The organism is Rhizobium sp. NPDC090279 (genome assembly GCF_044769665.1).
Classification (GTDB): domain Bacteria; phylum Pseudomonadota; class Alphaproteobacteria; order Rhizobiales; family Rhizobiaceae; genus Rhizobium.
This window is the reverse complement of the sequence record NZ_JBIVYI010000002.1, coordinates 421,025-447,741: the sequence shown is the minus strand read 5'-3', so window position 1 is coordinate 447,741 and position 26,717 is coordinate 421,025. Positions and strand designations below refer to the sequence as shown.

Annotated in this window: 27 protein-coding genes; 12 read left to right on the top strand and 15 right to left on the bottom strand. The window is 60.2% G+C overall.

The features are described 5' to 3' along the window. The first annotated feature begins 39 nt into the window (after positions 1 to 39). From ACIQWP_RS06255 to rpoH, 4 genes are all read left to right on the top strand, one after another. Positions 40 to 1,065: an RluA family pseudouridine synthase gene (locus tag ACIQWP_RS06255; RefSeq protein ID WP_402783556.1), complete on the top strand. Its 1,026-nt coding sequence runs from the start codon at positions 40 to 42 to the stop codon at positions 1,063 to 1,065. 147 nt (positions 1,066 to 1,212) lie between these two features. After that, the gene (locus tag ACIQWP_RS06250; RefSeq protein ID WP_402783554.1) at positions 1,213 to 1,836 is read left to right on the top strand and encodes a hypothetical protein; all 624 of its coding nucleotides are present in this window, start codon (positions 1,213 to 1,215) and stop codon (positions 1,834 to 1,836) included. A 35-nt stretch (positions 1,837 to 1,871) separates the two neighbouring features. Then, positions 1,872 to 2,438, top strand: a complete 567-nt coding sequence (locus ACIQWP_RS06245; protein ID WP_402783552.1) for a hypothetical protein — start codon at positions 1,872 to 1,874, stop codon at positions 2,436 to 2,438. A 376-nt stretch (positions 2,439 to 2,814) separates the two neighbouring features. Continuing rightward, on the top strand, positions 2,815 to 3,723 hold the full coding sequence (rpoH, locus tag ACIQWP_RS06240) for an RNA polymerase sigma factor RpoH (RefSeq protein ID WP_402783550.1): 909 nt from the start codon (positions 2,815 to 2,817) through the stop codon (positions 3,721 to 3,723). Between the two features lie 85 nt (positions 3,724 to 3,808). Here rpoH and ACIQWP_RS06235 read toward each other — a convergent pair whose 3' ends face one another. From ACIQWP_RS06235 to ACIQWP_RS06220, 4 genes are all read right to left on the bottom strand, one after another. Next, the gene (locus ACIQWP_RS06235) at positions 3,809 to 6,166 is read right to left on the bottom strand and encodes a hypothetical protein (RefSeq protein WP_402783548.1); all 2,358 of its coding nucleotides are present in this window, start codon (positions 6,164 to 6,166) and stop codon (positions 3,809 to 3,811) included. Positions 6,167 to 6,227: 61 nt separating this feature from the next. Continuing rightward, positions 6,228 to 7,523: an adenylosuccinate synthase gene (locus ACIQWP_RS06230; RefSeq protein WP_402783545.1), complete on the bottom strand. Its 1,296-nt coding sequence runs from the start codon at positions 7,521 to 7,523 to the stop codon at positions 6,228 to 6,230. Between the two features lie 203 nt (positions 7,524 to 7,726). After that, a complete protein-coding gene (locus ACIQWP_RS06225; RefSeq protein WP_402783543.1) occupies positions 7,727 to 8,482 on the bottom strand; it encodes a class I SAM-dependent methyltransferase in 756 nt (251 codons plus the stop codon). Between the two features lie 236 nt (positions 8,483 to 8,718). Then, complete coding sequence (locus ACIQWP_RS06220; RefSeq protein WP_402783541.1) at positions 8,719 to 9,576, bottom strand: GNAT family N-acetyltransferase; 858 nt, start codon at positions 9,574 to 9,576, stop codon at positions 8,719 to 8,721. A gap of 326 nt (positions 9,577 to 9,902) precedes the next feature. Between ACIQWP_RS06220 and ACIQWP_RS06215 the strand changes: the two genes are divergently transcribed. From ACIQWP_RS06215 to ACIQWP_RS06205, 3 genes are all read left to right on the top strand, one after another. After that, the gene (locus ACIQWP_RS06215) at positions 9,903 to 11,225 is read left to right on the top strand and encodes a UDP-glucose dehydrogenase family protein (RefSeq protein ID WP_402783539.1); all 1,323 of its coding nucleotides are present in this window, start codon (positions 9,903 to 9,905) and stop codon (positions 11,223 to 11,225) included. 72 nt (positions 11,226 to 11,297) lie between these two features. Next, the gene (locus ACIQWP_RS06210; RefSeq protein WP_402783537.1) at positions 11,298 to 12,302 is read left to right on the top strand and encodes an NAD-dependent epimerase; all 1,005 of its coding nucleotides are present in this window, start codon (positions 11,298 to 11,300) and stop codon (positions 12,300 to 12,302) included. Positions 12,303 to 12,306: 4 nt separating this feature from the next. Further along, the gene (locus ACIQWP_RS06205; protein ID WP_402783535.1) at positions 12,307 to 13,080 is read left to right on the top strand and encodes an alpha/beta fold hydrolase; all 774 of its coding nucleotides are present in this window, start codon (positions 12,307 to 12,309) and stop codon (positions 13,078 to 13,080) included. Positions 13,081 to 13,102: 22 nt separating this feature from the next. Here ACIQWP_RS06205 and rutF read toward each other — a convergent pair whose 3' ends face one another. From rutF to ACIQWP_RS06180, 5 genes are all read right to left on the bottom strand, one after another. After that, positions 13,103 to 13,642 carry an NADH-dependent FMN reductase RutF gene (rutF, locus tag ACIQWP_RS06200; protein ID WP_402783533.1) on the bottom strand — a complete coding sequence of 180 codons (540 nt, stop codon included), beginning with the start codon at positions 13,640 to 13,642 and terminating at the stop codon, positions 13,103 to 13,105. Positions 13,643 to 13,818: 176 nt separating this feature from the next. Further along, a complete protein-coding gene (locus tag ACIQWP_RS06195; RefSeq protein WP_402783531.1) occupies positions 13,819 to 14,547 on the bottom strand; it encodes a class I SAM-dependent methyltransferase in 729 nt (242 codons plus the stop codon). A gap of 124 nt (positions 14,548 to 14,671) precedes the next feature. Then, the gene (locus tag ACIQWP_RS06190; protein ID WP_402783529.1) at positions 14,672 to 15,178 is read right to left on the bottom strand and encodes a VOC family protein; all 507 of its coding nucleotides are present in this window, start codon (positions 15,176 to 15,178) and stop codon (positions 14,672 to 14,674) included. Then, a complete protein-coding gene (locus tag ACIQWP_RS06185) occupies positions 15,178 to 15,567 on the bottom strand; it encodes a RidA family protein (protein ID WP_402783527.1) in 390 nt (129 codons plus the stop codon). Before ACIQWP_RS06185 ends, ACIQWP_RS06190 begins: the two co-directional genes overlap by 1 nt. A 61-nt stretch (positions 15,568 to 15,628) precedes the next feature. Then, a complete protein-coding gene (locus ACIQWP_RS06180) occupies positions 15,629 to 16,525 on the bottom strand; it encodes a DMT family transporter (protein ID WP_402783525.1) in 897 nt (298 codons plus the stop codon). 245 nt (positions 16,526 to 16,770) lie between these two features. On the opposite strand from ACIQWP_RS06180, the gene ACIQWP_RS06175 reads away from it, so the two are divergent. Further along, a complete protein-coding gene (locus ACIQWP_RS06175; protein WP_402783523.1) occupies positions 16,771 to 17,196 on the top strand; it encodes a hypothetical protein in 426 nt (141 codons plus the stop codon). 40 nt (positions 17,197 to 17,236) lie between these two features. Here ACIQWP_RS06175 and ACIQWP_RS06170 read toward each other — a convergent pair whose 3' ends face one another. From ACIQWP_RS06170 to ACIQWP_RS06155, 4 genes are all read right to left on the bottom strand, one after another. Further along, entirely contained in the window at positions 17,237 to 17,848 is a 612-nt protein-coding gene (locus ACIQWP_RS06170) for an alpha/beta hydrolase (protein ID WP_402783521.1), read from the bottom strand. Positions 17,849 to 17,864: 16 nt separating this feature from the next. Continuing rightward, positions 17,865 to 18,797 carry a VOC family protein gene (locus ACIQWP_RS06165; RefSeq protein ID WP_402783519.1) on the bottom strand — a complete coding sequence of 311 codons (933 nt, stop codon included), beginning with the start codon at positions 18,795 to 18,797 and terminating at the stop codon, positions 17,865 to 17,867. 143 nt (positions 18,798 to 18,940) lie between these two features. Beyond that, positions 18,941 to 19,642, bottom strand: a complete 702-nt coding sequence (gene ung, locus ACIQWP_RS06160; RefSeq protein ID WP_402783517.1) for a uracil-DNA glycosylase — start codon at positions 19,640 to 19,642, stop codon at positions 18,941 to 18,943. 254 nt (positions 19,643 to 19,896) lie between these two features. Then, positions 19,897 to 21,750, bottom strand: a complete 1,854-nt coding sequence (locus ACIQWP_RS06155) for an ABC transporter ATP-binding protein (RefSeq protein WP_402783515.1) — start codon at positions 21,748 to 21,750, stop codon at positions 19,897 to 19,899. 483 nt (positions 21,751 to 22,233) lie between these two features. On the opposite strand from ACIQWP_RS06155, the gene ACIQWP_RS06150 reads away from it, so the two are divergent. The 3 genes from ACIQWP_RS06150 (at position 22,234) to ACIQWP_RS06140 (ending at position 23,340) form a co-directional block, all read left to right on the top strand. Further along, positions 22,234 to 22,473, top strand: coding sequence for a hypothetical protein (locus ACIQWP_RS06150; protein WP_402783513.1), 240 nt, complete (start codon positions 22,234 to 22,236; stop codon positions 22,471 to 22,473). Then, positions 22,449 to 22,772, top strand: a complete 324-nt coding sequence (locus ACIQWP_RS06145; protein ID WP_402783511.1) for a hypothetical protein — start codon at positions 22,449 to 22,451, stop codon at positions 22,770 to 22,772. Before ACIQWP_RS06150 ends, ACIQWP_RS06145 begins: the two co-directional genes overlap by 25 nt. Before the next feature lie 121 nt (positions 22,773 to 22,893). Next, on the top strand, positions 22,894 to 23,340 hold the full coding sequence (locus tag ACIQWP_RS06140) for a GNAT family N-acetyltransferase (RefSeq protein ID WP_402783509.1): 447 nt from the start codon (positions 22,894 to 22,896) through the stop codon (positions 23,338 to 23,340). Between the two features lie 101 nt (positions 23,341 to 23,441). Here the strand turns inward: ACIQWP_RS06140 and ACIQWP_RS06135 are convergent, their stop codons facing one another. After that, positions 23,442 to 23,891, bottom strand: a complete 450-nt coding sequence (locus ACIQWP_RS06135; RefSeq protein WP_402783507.1) for a hypothetical protein — start codon at positions 23,889 to 23,891, stop codon at positions 23,442 to 23,444. A 14-nt stretch (positions 23,892 to 23,905) separates the two neighbouring features. Here ACIQWP_RS06135 and ACIQWP_RS06130 point away from each other — a divergent pair, with 14 nt between their 5' ends. Then, a complete protein-coding gene (locus ACIQWP_RS06130) occupies positions 23,906 to 24,235 on the top strand; it encodes a hypothetical protein (RefSeq protein WP_402783505.1) in 330 nt (109 codons plus the stop codon). A 29-nt stretch (positions 24,236 to 24,264) separates the two neighbouring features. On the opposite strand, the gene ACIQWP_RS06125 is transcribed toward ACIQWP_RS06130, so the two are convergent. Continuing rightward, positions 24,265 to 26,712, bottom strand: a complete 2,448-nt coding sequence (locus tag ACIQWP_RS06125; protein ID WP_402783503.1) for an FAD-dependent oxidoreductase — start codon at positions 26,710 to 26,712, stop codon at positions 24,265 to 24,267. Between the last annotated feature and the right edge of the window lie 5 nt (positions 26,713 to 26,717).

The window sequence follows — 26,717 nt, the reverse complement described above, 5'->3', positions numbered from 1 at the left end:
TTACTTCCTGAAGAGCGCTCTGTGCGCTGGAGAATACGTTTGAGCGACCCCTTTAAAGAAGCCGAGAGCAATAGAAAAGTCCTAACCGCCGATGAAAGTGCCGAAGGGCGGCTCGATACGTGGCTGACGGCCGAGATCGGCGAGGAATTTTCCCGCAGCCGCGTGCAGGCGCTGATCAAGAATGGTGCGGTTCTGCTTAACAATGCGCCGGTAACGGATGCCAAGCGCAAGGTACGCCCCGGTGAGGTCTATGAAATCACCCTCCCAGAGCCGGAAGACCCGACGCCGCAGGGCGAGGATATTCCGCTCGATGTCCTTTACGAGGACGAGGACGTCATCGTCATCTCGAAGCCTGCAGGACTGGTTGTCCACCCCGCCGCCGGCAATTGGACGGGCACGCTGGTCAATGCGCTGATCTACCATTGCGGCGACAGCCTTTCCGGCATCGGCGGCGTCCGCCGTCCGGGCATCGTGCATCGGCTGGACAAGGACACGACCGGCGTGATGGTTGTTGCCAAGAACGACGTCGCCCACCGGCATCTGTCGCAGCAATTTGCCGACCACGGCCGCACGACCTCTCTGGAGCGTGCCTATCAAGCGATTGTCTGGGGCCGCCCCCGTCAGCTCATCGGCACGATCGATGCGCCTCTGGGCCGCTCGAGCACCGACCGCACGCGCCGCGCGGTCAAGCGCCCGGATTCAAACGATGCCGATGAAGCGATCACGCATTACGAGGTGCTGGAGCGCTTCCACGAAGGACAGGACGCGATCGCCCTCGCATCGCTGATCGAATGCCACCTCGAAACCGGTCGCACGCACCAGATCCGCGTGCATATGGCCCATATCGGCCACCCGCTGCTCGGCGACGCCGTCTATGGCGGCGGCTTCAAGACCAAGGCCAATCTCCTGCCGGAAGCTGCAAAGCAGGCCGTCCATCGTTTCACGCGCCAGGCATTGCACGCCTATATGCTGCAATTCGAGCACCCACGCACCGGCGAGGTCATGCATTTCGAAGCGCCGCTGCCTGATGATATGGAAGAGCTGGTTGAGGCGCTCAGGGAGTAGGAGACGCGCGTCCGCAATTTCGATCGCTGTCCCGGGGGAGTATGGTGTTAGACTACTGCTGCGCGGCTGTATCGAAAACAGACCGCATGCTTGTCCCCAGTTCCGCTACATCTCCGAGGTTGTCCGAATCCGCCGTCGATGGCATGCATGGCATCATATGCGGGCGATAACAGCCATGTGAAAGACCATTCGATGGAGAAGATGATGCGGTCGGTTCTTGCAGTCCCATTAATAGTCCTGCTGACTGCCATTTTCGCGAATCCCGCAATGTCGGCACAGCATCTGGACGAGTTTCGGCAGGCAAAGGCAAAGTTTTATTTTCCAGTATCGCCCAATGTGGTGCCAACCGCCGTCGCAAAGTTACGCCACGAGATGTTGATGGGATTGATCACCAACAATCGTTGGGCTTGGTTTGCCTCCGACTCCCGTCGAAGTGCAGATCAGGAGGAGCTGGAAAAGAATTGCCACGACAATCCCGTCACTTTCACCAGATTGTCAGACTACTCATTTTCCCTGGAGAGCAATGCTGGAGGGAGGCCGGTAAAAGACGTTTACATCAGCGATAGTGGAACGCAATATAATGTCAGAAGGGATTTCGAGGCGGATCTCAAGTTTTACAGCTCGCTTGGTTACGAGGGACAGAAAGATCTTTTTCTCGCGAATACCCTGCACAACGCAAATCAGGTGGTGACCGTTATCCAGCTTTCACAGAAAGTTCTGATGACCATCAATGATGGCGTGCCATTGTTATTAGCTCGCTGCGAACAATAGCGCTTTCAAAAATCGTTGGCACTGCGGAGAAGATAGTGCGTAAATCTTTGATTATATTGATATTTCTATTAACAGCGCCAAGCATTGGACAGACCTCACCCTTGAAGGATGAATTTGCCGCATCTCTTGAAATGGTCATGCCCGCCCTTTCAGATCGAGCCCATTTGACGATTGGGGAAGCAGGTAAAGTAGATTCAAACCGGAACGATCGCTTGCTTGATCAGATCCAGGGCACATGGACCATCCTGGATATGATTAGCCTGGACAATGAGGACGCCATCGCGAAATCTTGCAAGAACCTTCCCGTTAGGTTCCAGAAAATAAACGGCTATACCGCATCCAAGTCTATAACACTTGGAAAGTCTACGTATGAGTTCAGGTATATATTCAGGAAGGGAATTTCCTATCATATCAGAACGGACGTTGACGCGCTGATTGCAAATAACCACCAAAGCGATAATCCGCCATCGAAGGACTTGGATGTATCCGACCGGCAATATTTGGAAACAGCGAATCAGGTGGCAAACCTTCTGCTTGTCAGCCCCAATGTCCTGCTTGAAGTCGTTAGTGGAAACGAGCGCTTATACGGGCGTTGCGAATAGAGACATGATTGCTTCCGCATTTTGTCCAACTGGACGCCCGCCGCCTCCCGCCCTATAATACGAACCATGAAGGACCGAAGTCCGAGCGCCTGTGCCGACCGAAAACGCGACCGCGTTTTGGAGGCCGATATGGCTACGTCATATGGCGCCGGGCCGTTCGGGAGGGTAATCCCAAGGGCGATGTCACGGCGAGGCTTGCGGTCACGCTGCTATAACACTTGCGTGACCACATCCTTGAATCACCGTTTCGCCGTACTTATCTTTACATTGGTTCAGTGCGGGGTCCCCGGACCCGCACGCCTTGGTCCGCTTCGCAGAAGGCGCTCGAAATACGCCCCCAGAAGGAACCAAATCTCGAATAGGAGGGTGCACAATCATGGCCCGTAATACCTTACCGTCCATCGCCGCCGGAGAAGCCGGCCTCAATCGTTATCTCGACGAGATCCGCAAGTTCCCCATGCTGGAACCGCAGGAAGAGTACATGCTCGCCAAGCGCTATGCGGAACATGCCGACCGTCAGGCCGCGCATAGGCTCGTCACCAGCCATCTGCGCCTCGTGGCGAAGATCGCCATGGGCTATCGCGGCTACGGCCTGCCGATCGGCGAAGTCGTATCGGAAGGCAATGTCGGCCTCATGCAGGCCGTGAAGAAATTCGATCCCGAACGCGGTTTTCGTTTAGCAACATACGCCATGTGGTGGATCAAGGCCTCGATCCAGGAATATATCCTGCGCTCGTGGTCGCTCGTAAAGATGGGCACGACTGCCAACCAGAAGCGCCTGTTCTTCAACCTGCGCCGCCTGAAGGGCCGTATCCAGGCCATCGACGACGGCGACCTGAAGCCGGAGCATGTCACCGAGATCGCCACCAAGCTGAACGTCTCGGAGGAAGAGGTCATTTCGATGAACCGCCGCCTTTCCGGCGACGCTTCGCTGAATGCGCCGATAAAGGCTTCCGAAGGCGATTCCGGCCAATGGCAGGATTGGCTTGTCGATGATCACGACAGCCAGGAAGACGTGCTGATCGAACAGGATGAGCTCGATACGCGCCGCCGCATGCTGGCACGCGCCATGAGCGTCCTGAACGACCGTGAACGCCGCATCTTCGAGGCTCGCCGCCTTTCCGAAGAGCCGGTGACTTTGGAAGATCTGTCGTCCGAGTTCGACATCAGCCGCGAACGCGTCCGCCAGATCGAGGTCCGTGCCTTCGAAAAGGTTCAGGAAGCCGTGCAGAAGGATGCGCTCGAACGCGCCAAGGCGCTGCGCGTCGTCGAAGCGACGGCGTAAAGCCTCCTGCTCGAAACATTCGATGAATAAAAGAAAGGCGGGCCAAAAGCCCGCCTTTTCCGTTATCCGTTGATTTCAGAAGGGCTTACTGGCCGCTCGAGGCGACGCCGCCAAGCGCCTGCCACTCCGCAATCGCCTTGTTGAAGGCGTCGGTGCCAGTCGGACCCTTTTCCATCGTCAACAGCGCCCGTCGGCCGTTGCGATAGACGACCGGAATGTCGATCCAGTTACGGGTCTTCAAAAGATCGAGATTGGTCTTGCGCGCATCCGGGAAATCGTTGAGCGCCACCATGTACACATCGTCGGTGACCTTGGCCGGCACCGCGATGAGGGCATCGCCGCGATCCTGCTCGGTCGCCTTCAATGCGACACGCTGGACGTTGTCGATCGCTCCGCCCTCGAAGTTCGGCGGCACCTGGAAGGCAAGCTCGATCAGATGGCTGGCCGGCAATGAGGAATCAGAATTCCGCGAGACCGTGATCGTCGCGGACAGGCCACGGTCCGGAACGGTGATGAGACCCTGCACCGAAGGCTCTGGTCGACCGTCAGCCCCCTTGCCTTCCTGCAACGACCAGGTGACCGTACCCTGGAAGGCTGTCGGCGAAGTCTGGCCGAGGCGCTCCTCATAGAGGAAAACCTTCTGTCCGTCGGTTGCCGGAGCCGTCTGCTGCGTCACCGGCGGCGGTTGATTGGCGACGGCCGCCTGCTGCTGGTTGGCGGCGGGCGCCGGCTGATCCGTCGATGTTGACGGCGTGTTCGATGCGGCGGTCGCTGGCGCCTGGGTTTGCGGCGCGGGAGCACCGGCATTGTTGGAAGCAGGCGGCGTTGCGGCGGCGGAGGGTGCCGCGGCGGCAACGTTCTGCTCGGCCACGGACTTGCCTTCGACCACACCCGGCTGACCGTTCGGCGCCGGCCCTTCGTCCTCTTCTGTGCCATTGGTCAAAAGACGCTGTGTGAACTTCGTATTGACCGTGTTCGGGTCGCTCCCCAAGGCCGCGACATCCGTGTTGCCGGCACCCGACGGCTGCTGAGCCGCCGCGCTATTTTGCTGCGGCGCCGCGGCCGCCGGCTTGGTGGGTGCCGCCGCATTGCCGCTAGCTGCAGCATTGTTGCTTGCCGTATCCGAAGTCGCCGGTGTCGCCGCTTTCTTCGGTGCGGAACTGACGAGCTTCGTCACCATGCCGTTGAGCGCATCGCGGTTCAGCCAGGCTGCATAACCACCGCCCCCGACGACCCCAAGGCCGACGAGGGTGACGATGATGCCGGTGACATTGATGCGACGGCGCTTCGGCTCCATGCGGAAGCTGCGGCCTTGCAGTTTTGCGGCCATCGCCTGATCGAGATCGGGCGGGACGGCAGGGCCGCCGCCGCGTTCGTCTTCGGCGCGCTTGTCGAAACCGGCAAGTTCCTTGAGCTCGCGCCAGCCGTCATTGGCAGCATCGGCCTCCGAGGCGGCCTTCCGGGACGGATGCACATCGGCAAAGAGATCGACATCGTCGAAAGCATTTTCCGGCATCTGTCGAGCCGGCTGCTGGGCCGGATTCGCCGTGGCCGGCGCGGGCTGCATCTCTTCGAAAACATCCGCGTCCCAGGCAAAGCCCGTATTGGTGGTGGCTGCCTTCGTGTTGACGGGTCCCTCGACGGGCTGCCCGAACGGTGCTTCCGCAAAAGCAGCCGCCGGCATGACCGGCTCATTGTGGAGGGACGCAACCGGCTCAGGCGCCGCATGGGCGGCCGGCGCATCGACCTCCGCCCAAATCTGCTCGACCTGGCTTATGACGTCGTCGACCGGCTTTGACGAAGCGCGGACGGGCTCGACAACAACTGCCGGCGCCTGTTCCACAGGATGCTGCGGCTCTTCGTGATAAACCGGCTCCGGGGTCGGCTCCTCGTGAACCTCGGCATGGTGCTCGGCGCCGACGTGTTCGGCGGCCGGAGCATAAGGCTCTTCCTCGTAGTGAGGCTCCCGCCACTCTTCTGCAGGCTGGTGCTCGTGCGCACGGTCCGGCTCGATATGTGCAGCCGGCTCCTCATAGCCATGATGCTCGTGGTCGTCATGCGCCGCGCTGGGCTCTTCATGGGCATGCGCCTCCGCAGGCGCTGGTGCCGGCTCTTCCGCAAGCGGCTCGGCATGCGCGTCCTCGGCCGCGTAATGGTCGTTGACAGGCTCGGCAGCGACCTCTTCATGCACCAGGGGCGCTTCGGCGACTGGCTCCTCAGCTCCCGGCAAGGCCTCCGCATGTTCGGCTTCGACCTCGACGATCGCAGCTTCAAGCTTGTCGAGCTGGCGGCGCAGCATTTCCTCGGGCGGGCGCGGCTTCATGCTCTCGAGCTGCCGCTGAACGGCACCACGAGCTCGATCGTAAACCTTGACCCGCATCTCGGGATTGTTTTCCGTCAGGCCGTCAACGGCCCGTCGAATGACTGCTACAAAATCCGCCATCAGTACTTTCTCATGATGCCCGGCGGGCAGCCGGGCCGGGATTCGTCATAGGTTCGTGAGCTTAGCCCTCAAAGGGGTCCGTCACAAGTATGGTGTCCTCGCGCTCCGGGCTGGTCGAAAGCATCGCCACCGGCGCACCGATCAGCTCTTCCACCTGGCGAACATACTTGATCGCCTGTGCCGGAAGATCGGCCCATTTGCGGGCGCCGACGGTCGATTCCTTCCAGCCCTCGAGCGTGATGTAGATCGGCTCGACGCGAGCCTGCGCCGCCTGGCTCGACGGGAGGTAATCGATTTCCTTGCCATCGAGCTTATAGCCGACGCAGATCTTCAGCTCGTCGAGACCATCGAGCACGTCGAGCTTGGTGAGCGCGATGCCGGTGATGCCCGAGGTCTTCACCGTCTGGCGCACCAGCACGGCGTCGAACCAACCGCAGCGGCGCGGACGGCCGGTATTGACGCCCACTTCGCGGCCGACGGTCGACAGGTGCTTGCCGATCTCGTCATGCAGTTCGCAGGGGAAAGGTCCCTCGCCGACACGGGTCGTATAGGCCTTGGTGATGCCAAGCACATAGCCGAGCGCCGTCGGGCCGAGGCCCGAACCCGCGGCTGCCTGGCCTGCCACCGTGTTGGACGAGGTCACGAACGGATAGGTGCCGTGGTCATTGTCGAGCAGCGCGCCCTGCGCACCTTCGAACAGGATACGGGCACCGGCCTTGCGCTGCTCGTCGAGCAACCGCCAGACCTGGTCGACGTAAGGAAGAATGTGCTCTGCCACCGAGGTAAGCTCGTTGTGCAGGGCATCGAAAGAGATCTCATCGAGGCCCATGCCACGGCGCAGGGCGTTGTGGTGGGTCAGGAGCCGGTCGATCTTGGCAGGCAGCGTTTCCGGCTCGGTCAGATCGACGACGCGGATGGCGCGGCGGCCGACCTTGTCTTCGTAGGCTGGGCCGATGCCGCGGCGCGTCGTACCGATCTTCGTGCCGCTGTTGGAGGCGGCATCTTCGCGCAAGGCGTCGAGATCGCGGTGCAGCGACAGGATCAGCGGCGCGTTTTCAGCAATGCGCAACACATCGGGCGTAACCGCGATACCCTGGGCACGCAGCTTCTCGACTTCCGCGACGAAATGGTGGGGATCGACGACGACGCCGTTGCCGATGACGCTCAGCTTGCCACGCACGAGCCCGGAGGGCAGCAGCGCGAGCTTGTAGCTGACACCATCGACGACAAGCGTGTGACCGGCATTGTGGCCGCCTTGAAAGCGTACAATCACATCGGCGCGTTCCGAAAGCCAGTCGACAATCTTGCCTTTGCCTTCATCGCCCCACTGCGAGCCGATCACTACAACGTTCGTCATTATCCATTCCCGCTTCCTGCGCGCGGCAGCGCGCCTTGCTCAAACCCGCGCATCTATAAAGCTTTGTTTTTGGGAAAGCGACCCTGTTGTCTCAGGAGATTCGGCTTTTTGCATGACGAATCAGCACCTCCAACAGGAATTTTCCCGGCTACCGGCCGGACAGGGTCATTGGATTGCCCCTATCCGGCCGGTCGCCTTCCTTATCAAACGCCTGGCTTGTGGGCGACGACATGGAAATATTCGTGCTCGGCCGAGGCTGTCGCGCCGATCGGCTTTCCGTCGAGATCGAGCAGCAGTGCCGGCATGGCAAAGCCGGCATCGGCCAGTTGCGCATGCACCTGCGCTGGCGTCGTCGCATAGACCATGACGCCGAAATCATGCGCGCCATGCAGCATGATCGCATGTTCGCCGTCCCGCTCCTCGAGCGGCCTCAGCCGACGCTGGCGCAGCGTGCCAGAAATACGCCCCTCGACATAGCGCAGGGTCCGCAGGCCAAGCCGCACCGGATTGGACGTCCATTCCAGCCGGCGATAGTCGACGCGGTGATCGAAGCCTCGCCAGCCGCGGTGGAACGTCGAAAAGACGAAGGCCCCGCCCGAAGTAAGGACGCGCGCCGCCTCGTGCAGAATGGCAAGCCTTCCTGCCGCATCGACGGAATCGATGCCGTTATAGCTGAAGACGACCATATCGAAGCTTTCATCGCGGAACGCCGAAAGATCGCGCGCATCCATATGCTCGAAACGGAGGTCAGGATGGTTCTTGCGGCAAAGCTCGACCATCTCCGGCGTGTAATCCACGCCGACATAGTTGCTGGCAACCGCACGCAAGAGACCGGCTGTGCGGCCCCCGCCGACACCGATATCGAGAATGCGTCCCCTGCCCGTTTGCGGGGCAGCGATGGCAAAGGCGGCGCGCTCGCCTTCGTTAAGATACCCGCTGCTGCGACGATAATCCCGCAAGGCCCAAGGACTACGCCAAGTTTGGCGGTTAATAGTTTCCATTACATGCATAACCCGACTCCAATACAGAAAATGAGCTTGTCATTGCTCAGTTTCCCCCTTGGCGCCCCGGCACAACCTATATAACGGACACGTAAAACATGCAGCATCCCGAGGCTGGTTAGAGCCTCGATCCGGCCATTAATCGTTTGTTAAGGTTAAGATCGCCGGCTTTGCGGACACCGGATCAGGACCGGCTAGCCAAGTTCGAGCGTGGTGACGCCGAACACGCGGTCGAGCGGCATCTCAGGCGCTTGACCACGATACATCCGCGCCGTCTCGAACAGCGGCGACAGACCGCATTCCTCGGCAAATCTTACGGCTTGGGCATTCTCTACGGGCACATCCAGATAGACTGGAGCACCCTTGGCCTCAGCAAGCAGTCTCGCCAGCAAGGCAAGCGCGACCTCCGGCTTATTGGCAAACAGCGGACCGATCTTGTAGCCCTCGAAGCAGCGCCGGATGGTACCATAACCCCGCACCCTGCTTCCCCCACCGACGATGAAGGACTTGCGTCTCTCGGGAGCACCGCACCAGGCGCGGATGAAGGAATGACGCAAGCCGGGGAAAATTTCCGCATCATAGTGGATCAGCCCATTGAGTTTGCCATCCGCGACCGGCACCACCTGTCGTGCCTGCAGCTCCTCCACATCGGGCACTTTGGGGATACCGCCATAGCGCAGGGTCCGATAGGCCGTCTCGAAACCGTGCCGCCGATAGTTTTCCTGCTGCGCGACGACGCCATCCAGCCCGATGATGCGATTGCCTGCGAGCATCATCCCCTTGTTCCAGAGCTGCTTGCCGTATCCCTTGCCGCGAAACTCCGGATGAAGCATGTAGAGGCCAAGAAAGGCGAACGCCTCGCCATAGCGGACGACGGAGATGCAGCCGACGGGCACCTCGCCGATGGCGCCGATCAGAAAGCCGGACGGGTCCGCCTCCCAGAAGGCGAGCGCGTCGTCGACACCTGGATTCCATCCCTCTTGCCGGGCCCATTCCAGGGCGAGTTCCAGCTCGCCAGCCCGCATTGTACGCACGGCAAAATTCGATTTCATGCAATAATCCCGAACCGCCCATTAAACCGCCGTTCCCTCAGCAACGACCGCCCCTAATTTGTCGTGTGGCAACATACCGCCAGCTACAAACAATAGGCGATGATAAGCTTAAAGTACAAAGGCTTCGTTTCACTGGGAAATCGGGGTAAACGCCCGAATTGCGCGCGGGAAAACCAACAACCTTTGTGACACTTCTGTCGCAATTCCCCTAAACCCTGCATCGCATATAGGCGTCACCGGCGATCCTGTGTATAAGCGCAGGCGATCGCCTCCCCGCTTTTGCGTCTCGACGCCAACGCGGCGCCAGCAAAAAGGATAGAAATTTCATGCGCATCACGATGATCGGCTCGGGTTATGTAGGGCTCGTGTCGGGTGTTTGCTTTGCCGATTTCGGCCATGATGTCATCTGCGTCGATAAGGACACGAGCAAGATCGAGGCGCTGCGGCGCGGCGAAATACCGATCTTCGAACCGGGCCTGGAGCAACTCGTCGCAGACAATGTCCGCGCCGGCCGCCTTTCCTTTACCACGGATGTGGAGACGAGCGTCGCCGCAAGTGACGTCGTCTTCATCGCAGTCGGCACGCCTTCGCGGCGCGGCGACGGCCATGCCGACCTCTCCTATGTCTATGCCGCCGCTCGCGAGATCGCCGAGCACGTCAAAGGCTTCACCGTCATCGTCACCAAGTCGACCGTGCCTGTTGGCACCGGCGACGAGGTCGAGCGCATCGTGCGCGAAACCAATCCGGACGCCGATGTCGCCATCGTCTCCAATCCGGAATTCCTGCGCGAAGGTGCCGCCATCGAGGACTTCAAGCGGCCGGACCGCATCGTCATCGGCCTCAATGACGACCGCGCCCGCGGCGTCATGACCGAAGTCTATCGGCCACTCTACCTCAACCAGGCGCCGCTGCTCTTCACCACTCGCCGCACGTCGGAACTGATCAAATACGCAGCCAATGCCTTCCTCGCCATGAAGATCACCTTCATCAACGAGATGGCGGATCTTTGCGAGAAGGTCGGCGCCAACGTGCAGGAAGTCTCGCGCGGCATCGGCCTCGACGGCCGCATCGGCTCGAAATTCCTGCATGCCGGCCCTGGCTACGGCGGCTCCTGCTTCCCGAAGGACACGCTGGCGCTGGCCAAGACCGCCCAGGATTACGACGCCCCCGTGCGCCTGATCGAAACCACGATCTCGATCAACGACAATCGCAAGCGCGCCATGGGCCGCAAGGTGATCGCGGCCATGGGCGGCGACATCAGGGGCAAGACGATCGCCGTCCTCGGCCTGACCTTCAAGCCGAACACCGACGACATGCGCGACAGCCCGGCGATCTCGGTCATCCAGACGCTGCAGGACGCCGGCGCCACGATAACCGGCTACGATCCCGAGGGCATGGACAATGCCCGGCTTGTCATGGGCGATATCACCTATACCGACGACGCCTATGATGCGGCTCGCGGTGCCGATGCACTCGTCATCGTCACCGAGTGGAACCAGTTCCGCGCGCTGGACTTTGCCCGGCTCAAATCCGTCATGAAATCGCCTGTCCTCGTCGACCTTAGAAACATCTATCGCCATGACGAGGTCACAAAGCACGGCTTTGCCTATACAAGCGTCGGCAGACCCTCGAGCGACGACACACTTTAGAGCGTCTACGCATCCCGAATGGAAAACCGCTACGCGTTTTTTCCTGGAAATGCTTTAAGCAAAGGCCGATCAATGCGTTATCTCATCACCGGCACCGCCGGCTTCATCGGATTTCATCTCGCCAAGCGCCTGCTCGATGAGGGCCATTTCGTCGTCGGCTTCGACGGCATGACGCCCTATTACGACGTCAAACTCAAAGAGAAGCGCACGGCGATCCTGGCGCGATCCAACGGCTTCAAGGCTGTCGTCGGAATGCTGGAGGACAAGGCCGCATTGGACCATGCGGCCGAGCTTGCCGAGCCTGATGTCATCGTTCACCTTGCCGCTCAGGCAGGCGTGCGCTACAGCTTGGAAAATCCGCGCTCCTACGTCGATTCCAACCTCGTCGGCTCGTTCAATATCCTGGAACTGGCGCGAAACCTGCAGCCGAAGCATCTGCTGCTTGCCTCCACCTCCTCCGTCTACGGCGCCAACGAAAAGATCCCCTTTGCCGAAAGCGACAAGGCCGACGAGCAGATGACGATCTACGCGGCGACCAAGAAGAGCATGGAGCTGATGGCGCATAGCTATGCCCATCTCTTCCACATCCCGACGACCGCCTTCCGCTTCTTCACCGTCTATGGCCCCTGGGGCCGCCCTGACATGGCGCTGTTCAAATTCGTCGACGCCATCCGCAATGACAGGCCGATCGAAATCTACGGCGAAGGCAAGATGAGCCGCGATTTCACCTATATCGACGATCTCGTCGAAGGCATCGTGCGCCTGATCGGCGTCGTGCCGTCGGAGGAAAACCGGATCGTATCGGAGACGGTTATCGATACGCTGTCGAAGAACGCGCCCTTTCGCGTCGTCAACATCGGCGGCGGCCAGCCCGTCGGACTGATGACCTTCGTCGAAACCATCGAGACGATGCTCGGCAAGAAGGCGATCCGCCAGATGCTGCCGATGCAGCCCGGCGACGTCCATAATACCTATGCCGTTCCGGACTTGCTGGTGGCCCTGACCGGCTTCAAGCCGCAGATCGAAGTCGACGAGGGCGTGCGCCGCTTTGTGGAATGGTATCAGGAAAACTACTGAAGAAATGACCGGCATCGTCGAAACGGAGCATTGGATCGAGAGCGCCGCCGGGCGCCTCTATGCCAAATCATGGACGCCGGATGCCGAGACCTTGCCGGAACCGGTAATCCTTTTTCACGACTCGCTCGGATGCGTCACCCTCTGGAGAGATTTCCCGGAGCAGCTTGCCCATTCCCTCGGTCGCCGGGTGATCGCCTATGATCGATTGGGTTTCGGTCGGTCGGATGCCCGCACGGATCTTTTGCGGCAGGACTTCATTGCTTTGGAAGCCGAGCAGGCCGTGCCGCTGCTGTGCGAACAATTCTCCATTCGAGAGTTCATCGCCTGCGGGCACAGTGTGGGCGGCGGCATGGCCGTGGAGACGGGAGCGATCTTTGGCGAGCACTGCCAGGCCGTGATCACCATTGCCGCCCAGGCTTTCGTGGAGGAAAGAACCCTCAACGGTATCAGGGTGGCGCAACAGGAATTCGCATCGGCGGAAACCTTCGCCCGGCTTGCCAAATATCACGGCAGCAAGACCGATTGGGTGCTGCGCGCATGGATCGACACATGGCTTGCTCCCGAACGCGCCGGCTGGACCCTCGATCCAGCACTTGAAAAGCTTCATTGCCCGGTGCTCGCCATCCATGGAGAGCGTGACGAATATGGCTCCGAAGCCCATCCGCAGCGGATCGCGGCCGGGCGCGGACCGGTCTATATCCTGCCGGACACCGGGCATTCGCCGCATCGCGAACATCCCGCGCTGATCACGGCGGCAATCAAGGATTTCCTGGCATAAAGGCCAGTGTGCAAGAGCCGGCCTATTCGGCCTGACCCGCCGGATGATAGGCCCGGTCGAAATAGACGAGTCCCTGGCCATTGCTGCGTTGACGGATGGCATCGACTTCGCAGAACAGAATATCGTGTGTTCCGCCGTCGGCCTGACGGACGATGCGGCAATCGAACGAAACGAGAGCATCTTCAAGCGCCGGCGAGCCGGTCGATAGTTCCGACCATGCGGCCGCAGCGAAGCGCTCGGCGACTGGCGTCTTGCCGCCAAAGAGACGCGAGAGGTCCTGGTGACCTTCCGACAGGACGTTGACGCAAAGCACGCCATTCTCAGTCACTGCGGGATGAACCGAAGCACCGCGATTGAGGCAGACGAGCAGGGTCGGCGGGCTGTCCGTGACGCTGCAGACCGCGGTCGCGGCAAAGCCTGCAAGCCCGGCCGGGCCATTGGTCGTGACGATGTTCACGGCCGCAGCCATCCGCGCCATGGCGTTGCGAAACTCGGTGCGCGCAATATCGGGGTCGGCGATTGGTACCGCCTTCTCGATTGCCACGGAGGTTTTCATGTTCATCCCGCTATTCCCTAACTCGCACCGGTCAGCCAACATTATCGAGAGGATGGATGCGCCTCAAGAAACGACATTTTACGGAAGTGGTCCTTCGCGAGCAATTAGTTCTCTATAAAATCTATCAACAAAAGGAAAAACCGGTATGGGAGCCGAAGCTGCAGAATCCGCCGAAGCTCATCTCAGATGCACGTGGAGATCAGCAGGAACATCGGCCGCTCGCGCTCGATCGCCCAATCCGGATGGGTCGCGAGATCATCGTCGCTCGGCGACCATTCCTCGACATGCGCAATCGTGAAACCGGACCTGATCAAAAGGTTGAGCGTCGTACCCATCGTGCGATGCTGCTTGACGACGCCGTCGGCGAGCCAGTTCGTCACCCGCGGTCCTTCGATCTGATAGGCGCTGAGCGGCCAGATATTGCCGCCCTCGGCATCATCGAGCCAATTGGGCTGTCGCGGCGCCATATAGATCGGATGCTCGATAGAAAAGATCAGCCGGCCACCGGGTTTCAGCGCCTGACGGATCGTTGCCAGCAGTCCGGCAAAGCCTTCGATATAGTGGAAGGCGAGCGAACTGTAGACGAGATCGAAGCTCGCCTTGGGAAGCTGAAGCCTCTCCAGGTCAGCCTGGTCGTAGCGAATCCGCGCATCCGCCGTTTCCGTACGGGCACGCTCCAGCATCTTCTCAGAGACATCCAGCCCAAGCACGCCGGCAGCCCCCTGCTCGGCCGCCCAACGGCAGAACCAACCGAAACCGCAGCCGAGATCCACAACCTCGAGGCCTTTCATGTCGGGCATAAGGGCACGGATGGCCGGCCATTCGGCGGCACCCGCCAGTCCGTCGATAGAACGCTGCAGGCGGCTGTAGCCTTCGAAGAAGCCCGGATCGTCGTAGATATTCTGCGTCATTCTCGTCATCCATGCCGCTGTGCGGCCTGCGATTGGCCGTATCGGCAGTATTGCTCGTATCCCCCGCATAAACGAAAAGGAGGCCGACGGAAAGTCGACTGCGAGGCGCTTCGGCCTGTGCTGGTCAAGCTACCGGTTTCGGCCGCGACAACCATTGCGAATAGGGTTTTACGCCGAAACCCGCATCCGCCTCCGCTTCAAGTACATGGATAAACTCGATCGAATGCCCGTCGGGGTCGGAAAAATACTGCGAAACGGACGGCATCCAGCCCAGAACGACCGGCTCATCGAGCGGCTCGCCATTGAAGCCTTTCGGCTGAATGCCATGAGCCTTTAAAGCGGCGGCGGAGCGCAGGACATCGTCGAGAGAGATTCTGAACGCAATGTGGAGACGCATTCTGAGAGGAGCGCTGCCGGTTTCCCAGAGACCGAGCATGCCCGTCCTCTTATCGTCGATCCACAGGAAGGCGACACGTCTGTCTTCGATGACAGTCGCAAGCTCCAGCTGCAGGATATCCCGGTAGAATGCGATCGAGCGCTGGAGATCGGCAACCGTCAGATGTGTCTCATACAGCCCCAAAATATGGGGCATCGAAGCATCGGCCGGGCACTCCTGATGACTGCTCGTCATCACATCACCTTCGCCGCCGTGACCTCGACCTCGACCAGAAACTCGGCTCTGGTAAATCCGCCGACGATCAGCAGCGTGGAAACCGGTGCTGAATTTTGGACATAGCGATCGCGCACGGCCATGTAGGCAGGAAAATCCTCGCGCGTGGTGACGAAGCCGCCAATACGGATGACATCGGCAAAGCTCATGCCGGCCTCATCGAGAATAGAGCCGATCGCCTTGAAACACAGCTCGGCCTGGGCCGTAACGTCAGGCGGAATGCGATCGTCGAGACCGATGCCGAGCTGGCCGGATGTGACCAGCAGGCTCGCGCCCGGCGGCACCAGCAGACCGTGATTGTAATTGCCGAAAGGGCGGCGGACGGATGAGGGATTAAATGTTCTTTTCATCGATACCGACTCCAGCTGACCGGGCGGATATCAGCATTTTGAGATGAAAGGGGCAAGACACTCAATGCGCCCGCGTCGATGTCACTGCCCGATTCCGCCGTATTTCCAACAGGATATGTCCGAAAAGCGCCGCAAGCACAATCGGGCCGCCGATCAGCGTCGCCGTCGAGGGACGCTCGGCGAACACCATCCAGACCCAGAGCGGCGTCAACGGCACCTCGAGCGCGGTCAGCAGCGCGGCATCCGAGGCCGGCACCAGCCGCGAACCGAAAGTATAGAGGCTGAGGCCCATGGCATTCTGAACGATGCCGAAGGCGATGATCAGACCGAGATCCTGGCCCGAGATCGAAAGCGGCGAGGCAAACCAGAAGGTAACGAAGGAACACAGCCAGGCGGACAAAGCCATGGCAGGCAACATCGGCACATTGCGGTGCTGGCGCATGACGACGGCAAGGCCGGCGACCGTCAGCGTCATGATGGCGGCAAGCCCCTTGCCAAGCCAGCTGCCGCCGTCGCTCCCATGTCCGGAAAGCATGACAAGGACGCCGATGAAGGCGACGCCGCTGGCGACCAGCGTCCTCACGTTCGGACGCTCGCCGATGAACAGGAATGCGACTCCGGCGGTGACGAACGGCACAGTCGCATAGATGACCATGGCATCGGCAACCGACGTATAATAGATCGAGCCGATGCCACTGATCATCGAGGCCGTGGAAAAGACCGTCGCCGCCAGCGAGGGGCCGCGCATGGAACGCAGGACGCGAAAGGCATTGCGCCGCTCGATATAGAAAAACAGCGCAAAGACGCCAAGGCCGGACACAATCCCACGGCAGAACAGAATGGTCATCAGATCGGCATGGATCGACCGAACGAAAAGACCGGACGTCGACCAGGCGAGCGCCGAAAGCGCCACATAGATCACGCCCAGCCTGTATTGCTGCTGCTCCGCCAGCGTCACGATAGAATCCCCCCGCCCAGTAGTGGCAGATCATTAGCGGGCGGCCATGACGCCTACAAGCAAAGCTTGCGCCGCTGGATGTCGCTGACACCAGAAGATGGCAAGGGTTGCAGGAAGGCCACGCCACCTTCCGGCTGGCAATCGAAAGACGCCTCCCTACCCATTGGTATTGGTAGGATCATATTGATCTTGAACATATTTGCGATCGCTCTAGGGTTCGGGCAACCCCGTCGAAGGAGAATCAGTTGCGCCTGCTGTCAGTCACTTTGTTTGCCTGCGGCTGCGTCAGTCTGGTCGACGGCCCATTGTGGCCGCCGGCGCAAACCTATGTCGACAAGACGGCGCAATGCAGCCAGAGCAGCAACCCAGCTCGTTGCGAGCATACGCGCGATAGCTGGAAGGCCGACTATGAGGAAGCCATCGCAGGCGGCTATCGCGCGCAGAAGCACGTCGCGCTATGCCTCAGCACCGGCTGTGACGAGGCGATCCAACCCGAAAAAATGCTCGGTTGCGCCTGGCGCATGGTCATTGTCGAAACAAGGCACGCCCCAGCAGACAGTATGGATTTCGCAAATCTTACCCGCTTCTGCGGCACAGACTATATCGACGAGAAGGGAAAGCTCGCAGCTGCCTCGCAGGCCAAGGCGATGCAGCGTCTTATCGGCAAATAGCAAACCACGCGCCGGAGGTCTTCAGACGCGTGGCTCGGCCTTATGCGTAAGGAACAAGGAATTTGCTGATCGCCTCGATCTCGTTGGGGCGGATATCGTGGCCGCCCGGATGCCATTCGACCGTAACCTCGGCATCCTGCCGCGCAAAGTAGCCGGCGAGCGCTTTGGTGACCGGCGACGGCGCGATCGGATCGCGCTCGCCCGCGGTGATCAGCACGCGCCTGCCCTCCAGCCTGGCGTTGTCCTTTGGCTGGAATGGGATCAGCGGATGCATCAGCACCGCTGCATCGAACAGATCGCCATGCTCGATCAGCACGTTGGCAAGGATGTTGGCACCGTTGGAAAAGCCGAGGCCAAGCACCTGCGACGCACCATACTGAGCCGCCAGTTCCGAGACATAGGCTGCCATCTTTTCCGTCGCCCGAGCTAGATCGGCCATGTCATAGACACCCTCGCCCGTCCGGCGAAAGAAACGCGCGGCACCATATTCCGAGACATCGCCGCGCGGCGAGACGATGGTCGCGTCCGGCAGCAGGCGGACGGCGAAATCGAAGAACTGGTTCTCGTCGCCGCCAGTGCCGTGGAAGGTGAAGAAAATAGGCTTTCCGGATGCACCGGCCTTCAGCCGGTGCACATAACTCGTATCCGTCATGATGTCTTCTCCTGGATTAGCCTTCGAGCGGTTCGAGATGCTGCTCGATCAGGCCGCGCAGATGCGTGTGCTGCGCGGGCAGTTTCAGTGCCTCGCCGAGGTGAGCCGTATCCTCGTCGCGGTTGAAGCCGGGTTCGTTGGTGGCGACTTCGAACAGCACGCCGCCCGGCGTGCGGAAGTAGATCGCCCAGAAGTAGTCACGGTCGATAACAGGCGTGACCTGATAGCCCGTATCCATCAGCGCCTTGCGCACCTCGAGCTGGGTGGCGCGGTTCTCGACGGCAAAGGCGACATGGTGGACGGAGCCGGCGCCCGGAAGCGCGCGGTTGATGTTCGGCATGGTTTCAAGGTCGACATAATCGGCACCGTTGCCGCCGGGCATGGCGAGCCGCTTGACGCCTTCATGCGTATCGACCACCTCATAGCCCATGTATTTCAGAAGTTCGGCCGTGGCGCCTTCGTCCCTGAGCCGCATGGCGACGGAATGGAAGCCCCTGATGGCATGCTCGGCATCGACGCCGCCATGCGTCCAGGGAAGCCGCTTGTCGTCCTTGACCTCGACAAGCGCGAAGCCATCGCCATCCGGACCGGCAAAATGCAGGCGCTTCTGGCCGAAGGATTCATCGGTTTTCAGGCCTTCGACACCTTGGCTGCCGAGCCGGTCGGTCCAGTAGCCGATCGCACCTTCTGGAACGGAGTAGACCGTCGTGCCGACTTCGCCAGTACCCGGGCGACCGCGCGCCATCTTCGGGAACGGGAAGTAGGTCATGATCGTGCCGGGCGTGCCGATCTCGTCACCATAATAGAGGTGATAGACATCGGGAGCGTCGAAATTCACCGTCTTCTTGACGCGGCGCAGGCCGAGCGTGTCGGTGAAGAACTTGTTGTTGGTGCGGGCGTCTTCCGCCATCGAGGTAACGTGGTGAAGACCTTTGATCTGGTTGAGCATCTTAAACCCCTTGTCTCGCCTGCACCGGCAGGCGTTTCTCATGGGCAGAAGATGGTCTGGTGGGCCGTGTTTCGATAGCCCTCAAGTGCCAAACGGATTGTCTTCAATCAGTGAACGATAAATGGATGTCGTTCAATATGAGGCTAGACATTACCCGGGACGCTCGGCAAAGCCCAGTCGATCGGCTCCCTGCCGTGCTCGGCCAGATAGGCATTGGCCTTGGAAAAATGCCGGCAGCCGAAGAAGCCGTTATGGGCCGACAGCGGCGAAGGATGGACTGATTTCAAGACGAGATGGCGGTCGGTGTCGACGAAGGCGGCCTTCTTCTGCGCATAGGAGCCCCAAAGCATGAAGACGACGCCATCGCATTCGTCGTTGACATTGCGGATGACGGCATCGGTGAAACGCTCCCAGCCCTTGCCCTGATGCGAAGCGGCCTGCGATTCCTCGACCGTCAGCACACTGTTGAGCAGCAGCACACCCTGCTTCGCCCAGCTTTCCAGAAAGCCGTGGCGGGCCGGCGGGATGCCGAGATCGGTTTCCAGCTCCTTGTAGATGTTGACCAGCGACGGCGGGATACGCACGCCGGGACGGACACTGAAGCAAAGCCCATGCGCCTGGCCAAGGCCGTGATAGGGGTCTTGGCCGAGAATGACGACCTGCACCTCATCGAGGGGCGTCAGATCCAGCGCCCGAAAGTACTCGCTGCCGCGCGGAAAGATCACCTTGCCGCGCTGCTTCTCCTCGACGAGAAAGGATTTGAGCTGCTGCATGTAGGGGCTTTCGAACTCCGGAGACAGCGCCTCTTTCCAGCTCTCCTCCAGCTTGATACCCGCTTCCGCCATCGTCCTTCGCCTCCATCCTTTGTCAGCATGTCGATTGAGGATGAAAGCGATGGTAAGTCAAGGAAATGGCGACGACGCGACCGGGAGATCACAGTTTTCAAACGGTGGCGCGGCCGGCATCCGATCTCGAGCAAATGCCAGCAATTGCAACGTCCGGCTCAAAGCCCCGTCAACACCTGGAGGCCAACCCGGGAATCAGGCGCATAATTCACCCCTCCCTCGTGCGGAGGGGCAAATTGGTTTCGTAAAGCCCCTTAGATGCTCGCTCGCACACCGTGCAATCCCGCATAGATGCCATCCGCCGCCATCAATGCGTCATGCGTGCCTTCCTCGACGATGCCGTCCTGCGTCAACACGAGGATTCTATCCGCATGCCGGACGGTGGAAAGACGATGGGCGATGACGATCGTGGTGCGGCCCTTCACAAGCTCGAGAAGCGCCTGCTGTACCGCCCGCTCGCTCTCATTGTCGAGTGCGCTTGTTGCTTCGTCGAAGATCAGCACTGGCGGGTTTTTAAGGAAAGCGCGGGCGATGGTCAGCCTCTGCTTCTGTCCGCCCGAAAGCTTCACCCCACGCTGGCCGATATCGGTGTGATAGCCCTGCGGTAACGCCATGATGAAATCATGCGCGTTCGCCGCTTTCGCCGCGGCGATGATGTCCTCGTCGCTCGCCTCGGGACGACCATATCGCAGATTTTCGGCCACGGTACCGCTGAACAAATAGACATCCTGCTGCACCACGCCGACATTCAGCCGCAACGAGGCCAAGCTGACATCACGGACATTCTGCCCATCGATGGTCACGCTTCCGGATTCTACGTCGTAGAAGCGCGGGATGAGGCTGCAAAGCGTGCTTTTGCCAACCCCGGATGGTCCGATGAGCGCCACAAACTCGCCCGGCCTGATCGCGAGCGACACCTTTTCGAACACGAGCGGCCCCCCGGCCTCATAACCGAAACTGACGGAATTGAAGCCGATGGCGCCCAGAACCTGGCCGAGCGGCTTGGCGTCTGGTCGGTCGGCGATGTCGGGCTCTTCCTCCAGCAGTTCCATGGCCCGAACGAAGCTCGTATAGCCCTCCTGCCAAACGCGGATGAAGTTATCGAGCCGTCGCACGGGATCGACCAACACGCCGACACAGAGCAGCAGTGTCAGCATATCCGCCGTCGAAAGATCGGCGGTGAGAATGCGGATGGCACCAAACACGATCACCGCGATGGTGACGAGTTGAGAGAACCCATCCATGCCGACCCATAGCAACGCTTCGCTGCGATAACCCGCCTTGCGGCTATCGAGAAAGCGCTGGTTTTCCACCTGGAAGCGGCGCAGCTCTTCACCCTCGTTGCCGAAGGACTGGACCACGCGAATACCGCCGAGGGCATCCTCAACCCGCTCATTGATGCCGCCGATCCTCTCCTTGCTTGTGCGGAGGGCGATATTCATATGACCGTTGAAATATAGTGCGTAAGCAACGGCGAGCGGGATCAGGAGTGCAATCAGCAGGGCGATCACCGGGTCGATCAAGACGAGCACCGCCATCGCGCCGCCGAATTTGAGGACACTGATTGCAATGTCCTCCGGGCCGTGGTGGAAAAGTTCGCCCAACCACAGCGAGTCATTGCTGATGCGGCTCATAAGCTGCCCGGTGCGTTGCCGGTCATAGAAGCTGAAGGACAGCTTCTGGCAGTGCTCGAACAGTTCCCTGCGGACCTGTGCCTCGATCTTGGCGCCCATGACGTGGCCCTGATAGTCCACGAAATAGGTGGCGAAGGCCTGCAGGACGAAAACGCCGAGCATGATGCAGCCCAAGATCAAAATCTTGCCAAAAGCGTCGGGGGACCCAGCCAGATCCGGCAGGCGGCCGACGATGTGGTTGGCGATAAGGGGCATGGCCACGGCCGTCGCGGCGACCAGCATCGCGCATAAAAGGTCTGCCAAAAGCAGCGGCAGATGTGGCCGATAGTAGGAGACAAAACGCCGTGCGCGAGCGCGAGCCTTCTGGCGCTCCAGCGAGTCGTCGCTGGCGGGGCGGCGAGAAAAATATCGGGAGAAGAGGCTTTTACCGCGTATTTGTGGGCGTTGTTTCCCGTTGGGAGAATTGGAAAGCATCAACGATCGTGTCCTGTTGCAGACGAATGGTTTTGAAACTGGACATAATCGTTTTCATCTTGATCTTCCCGCGTGAGCCAAAGATGGCGGGAATATGCCTTCATTGCCGGGGTCTGGCAATAGCTCAACGGCTTCGCGCGACCCTTGCGCAATGACTGCACAACTCGCCTGATGTTTGCATCGTCCCGGATTTATGGTTGGCCTCGGTGTACTCGGTGGCGTTCTTTTCGCTGCTGGAACGCTCTGTGCCGCCGCGGTTCAAAGCGAACTGTTGTCAGCCTGTCGACTGAGGATGAAAGCGACGGCGTGTCAAGAAAATGGCTGATGCGGCGGCAGCGAGATCGCAGTTTTTGAAAAGCGGTGGGCATGCCTCCACTCTCCCTTGAAGAAGGCCACGAATGGCAGGAGCAAGACTGCAAATCGTTGACAACGCCCTTCACTTCAGCCAATGGAAGCCATCTCAATTTTCCCAACCGGTGCCCTATGCTTCCCTTGCATTCCCTTGGCGAGCGCATCGTCGTGCTCGGCCCTTCCAATGCTGGCAAGTCGACCCTGGCGGTTGCGCTTTCCAAAAAGCTTGGCTTTCCAACGGTCCATCTCGACCAGCTTCACCATCTACCCCACACGGACTGGAAGCAGCGCCCCGAGCAGGAATTCGCCGCGCTGCATGATACGGCATCCTTGGCGAGCAGTGGATCATGGAAGGCAACTACACGCGCCTGATGCCGCAGCGTTTGGCTCGCGCGACCGGCGCCATCCTCATCACCTCCAACCATTGGCTCCGCTTCTCCCGCTATCTCAAGCGCACCCTAATCAACCGCTCGGATCGTGCGGGCCATCTCGAAGGCGCCAAGGACAGCATCAAATGGGAGATGATTCACTGGATACTTGTGAAGACCCGCAACAGCGGCGTCAAATACACAAAAATTCTCCAGGAATCCGAGTTGCCGATGGTGGAATGCCATACCGCGGAGGCGCTTAATAGCCTCTACCGGGTTTGGGATTTGCCCAACAGGCGATAAGCGATTGTGGGAACATGCTTGAGGTCGGCTCTCAGCTCCAGGAAGACTGGACAGGTCGATACACTTCAAACCTCCAGGAGCCGTACAAAGGGCCAGCTCGGAACAACTGAGGTTAGATTATATGCAGATCCAGATCGATCTAGCGGCGCATACTGATATCGCACCGTGGTTGATGCTGGCTGACGAGGTCGTCGAGCTTTTTGGCCCGATGCCCGGTTTTTCGGCGATCTTGGAGCGGAAGATCGATCAGAAGCGGGCTCTTTGTGCCCGCATCGCAGGTGGACAGTCGTTTGCGGGGGGTATTTTGCTTGGGGGATCAGGCGACGTCTTCTGGATACGCTGGCTCGCCGTTTCGCGGGAACATCGGCGCCATGGCATTGGCCGGAGGCTGATCGAAGCAGCAATCGCGCGTAGTCCTCCTCATTGCTTCATCTACGTGGACACCTTCACGGAGGAAACAGTCGAAGGACTGGAGGCTCGCCGGGCCTACGAAAGCTGCGGCTTTACGCCAGCGGAAATTTGGGAAAGCGACGATATGGTTCGTCAACGTTTCATCCGGGCCTGCTGAACAGTTCTGTTCCCTGACAAATCCTCCGAACGCTCTTCCTCCAATAAGGTTCGTCAATTGAAGCTATTGCGAGAAGCAAGAAAAGCCCTAAGCTGCACTGACTATCTGTTCGAAACATCGAGGGCGTAGCCGACATGGGCCAGCATATTGGTGATCTGATCGTGACCAAGATTATGGTTGTCGGCAACACCGTCACCGGAGTTACCCATGTCAAGCCAGGTGGAAAGCTGGTGGCCTCGGGAAGCCTGCTCGGTGGATTGGTGATCGAAGCCGGGGGAAACGCCGTGGTTTCCGGCCAGATAGGCCGCAATGTCGTCAATGACGGGAATCTGGTTTTCAACGGTCGGCTTGCAGGGCGGATTGTCGGTGAGGGCATCGTTGTCATGGGTCCCGGCGCTGATGTTTCCGGCACCGATTTGCCGATCGAGCCAATCTCGCAACACCCAGCCGCATAAGGCCGCTTCAGCAAACGCACGAGGACCTCCTGACGGAGATTGGCTGCGGCCGACCGACATCGCCGCAACCGGGAATATCATCCACGAATTCGCCAAGCGGAACCTTTAAGATGATTTTGCTCCATTATCTGCTTCTGTTCGTCGGCGGCGCCGTTCTCATGAACGCGGTCCCTCATCTGGTCAGCGGCGTTCTCGGCAGACCGTTTCAATCGCCCTTCGCCAAACCTCACGGTGTGGGACTTTCGTCGTCCACCGTGAACGTCTTGTGGGGTTTCGCCAATCTCGTGGTCGCCTATCTGCTTCTCGTCCGTCCCGGTTCATTGCATTGGGATGATGCATTGGATGCGCTCGCCGTTGGGATCGGCGCGCTCGCTCTCGCGCTGTTTGCCGCCCGTCACTTTGGCAAATTCCACGGCGGCAACACGCCGGAACAGCAATGAAGGAACAATTCCTTCCCGCCCTCCGATGATCACCCCTTGATCCGCGCCATCTGCGGATCATAGAGTGGCTTCAGCGACACCTGACACGGCACGCGGCTCTGCGCGACATCGAGCTCATAGCGCCCCGAAAGCACGAAATCCTCCGTCACCCCGCCGGGATCGCGGACATAGCCGTAGCCGATGGCCTTGCCGATCGTGTAGCCATAGCCGCCGCTCGACAGCCAGCCGACGCGCTGCCCGTCGCGGTAGATCGTCTCGCGGCCGAGAAGCACGATCTCGGGATCGTCGGGCACGAAGCAGGCCAGCATCTTCTTCACGCCCGAAGCCAGCTGCCGCTCGATCGCCTCCCTGCCGCAAAATGCGACGTCCTTCTTCGTCTTCACCGCCCAGGCAAGCCCGGCTTCGACCGGCGTGTGATCCGGCCCGATATCCGAACCCCAGGCGCGATAGCCCTTCTCCAGCCGGCAGCTCTCGATGGCGCGATAGCCGGCATTGACGAGACCGTGCTCGCGCCCGGCCGCCATCAACACGTCATAGACGGTAGCGGCATATTCCACTGGCACATGCAGCTCGTAGCCGAGTTCGCCGACATAGGTGATGCGCAGCGCCTTGACGGGGCAGCCGGCGATACCGACGGTCTTCACCTTGCCGAACGGGAAAGCAGCATTCGAAACGTCGGCCGAGGTCACGACCTGCAATATCGTGCGCGATTTTGGCCCCATCAGCGACAGCACCGAATAGGCAGAGGTCACATCAACCAGTTCCGCGTGCATTTCCGATGGAATGTTGCGGGCGATCCAGTCGAAGTCGTGCGTAGCAAAGCCCGTGCCTGTCGTGATGTAGAATTCGTTCTCGGCGATGCGGGCCACGGTAACATCGCATTCGATGCCGCCGCGATCGTTCAGCATCTGGGTATAGGTCAAGGCGCCCACGGGCTTTGCCACATCATTGGCGGCAATCCACGAGATCGCCGCCTCGGCATCCCTGCCCTTCAGCACGAATTTGGCAAAGGAGGTCTGGTCGAAGATGACGGCCGCCTCGCGCACCGCCTTGTGCTCGCGACCGACGGCATCGAACCAGTTCTGGCGGCCATAGGTATAGATATCCTTCGGCTCTTCGCCGGCGAAGAGATCGGCAAACCAGTTCGGCCGCTCCCAGCCGAGCTTCTCGCCGAAGCAGGCGCCCTGCGCCTTCAGCCGATCGTAAAGCGGTGACTTGCGACAAGGCCTGCCGCTGGAATGCTCCTCGAAGGGCCAGGCCATGGTGTAGTGCTTGCCATAGGCTTCCAGCGTCCGGGTGCGCACCCAGTCGGTATCGAAATGCGGACGGCCGAAGCGCCTGATATCGACGGGCCAGAGATCGTAGGGTGGCTCGCCCTTGGCGACCCATTCGGCAAGCGCCATGCCCGCGCCGCCGGCCGAGGCGATGCCAAAGGCATTGAAGCCGGCGCCGACGAAGAAATTCTTCAATTCCGGCGCTTCGCCGAGAATGAAGTTGCCATCGGGCGTAAAGCTCTCCGGGCCGCAAAGCAGCTGCTTGACGCCGGCCGTCTGCAAGGCCGGCACGCGCACCAGCGCCTGCTCCATGATCTGCTCGAAATGATCGAAATTGCTGTCGAGCAGCGTGTAGTGGAAATCCTTCGGAACGCCGTCGAGCGCCCAGGGGATCGGGTTCGGCTCGTAGCCGCCCATGACCAGCCCGCCGACCTCCTCCTTGTAATAGGTCAGCCTGTCCGGATCGCGCAGCGTCGGCAGGTTGGACGGCACGCCGAAGGATTCGGTGATGAGATATTGATGCTCGACCGAGACGAGCGGCACGTTGACACCGAAACGGCCGGCAAGGGTCCGCGTCCATTGCCCCGCGCAGACGACGATGCGCTCGCATTCGATACGGCCTCTTTCAGTGATCACGGCGCGAATCCGGCCTTTCTCGATCTCCAGATCGAGAACTTCCGTATCTTCGAAGATCGACACACCGCTCATGCGGGCGCCCTTCGCCAGCGCCTGGGTGATATCGGAAGGATTGGCCTGCCCATCGGTCGGCAGAAAGGCGGCCCCGACGAGATCTTCGACGTCCATCAACGGCCAGAGATCGAAAGCCTCCTTGGGCGTCAGCAGATGCATCTGCAGGCCGAAGGATTGCGCCGTCGTCGCCTGCCGCTTCACCTCCGTCCAGCGCTCCTCGTTGCAGGCAAGACGCAAGCCACCATTCATCTTCCAGCCGGTGGCAAGCCCCGTCTCCGCCTCGAGCTTCTTGTAGAGATCGACGGAATAGCCGAGCATCTGCGTGATGTTGGCGCTGGTGCGCAGCTGACCGACAAGGCCGGCGGCATGGAACGTGGTGCCCGAGGTCAGCTTCTTGCGCTCCAGAAGCACGGTATCGGTGAAGCCGAGCTTGCCGAGATGATAGGCCGTCGAGCAGCCGATGATGCCGCCGCCGATGACGACGGTCTTTGCGGTAGCAGGCAGTTCCTTCATCGTGT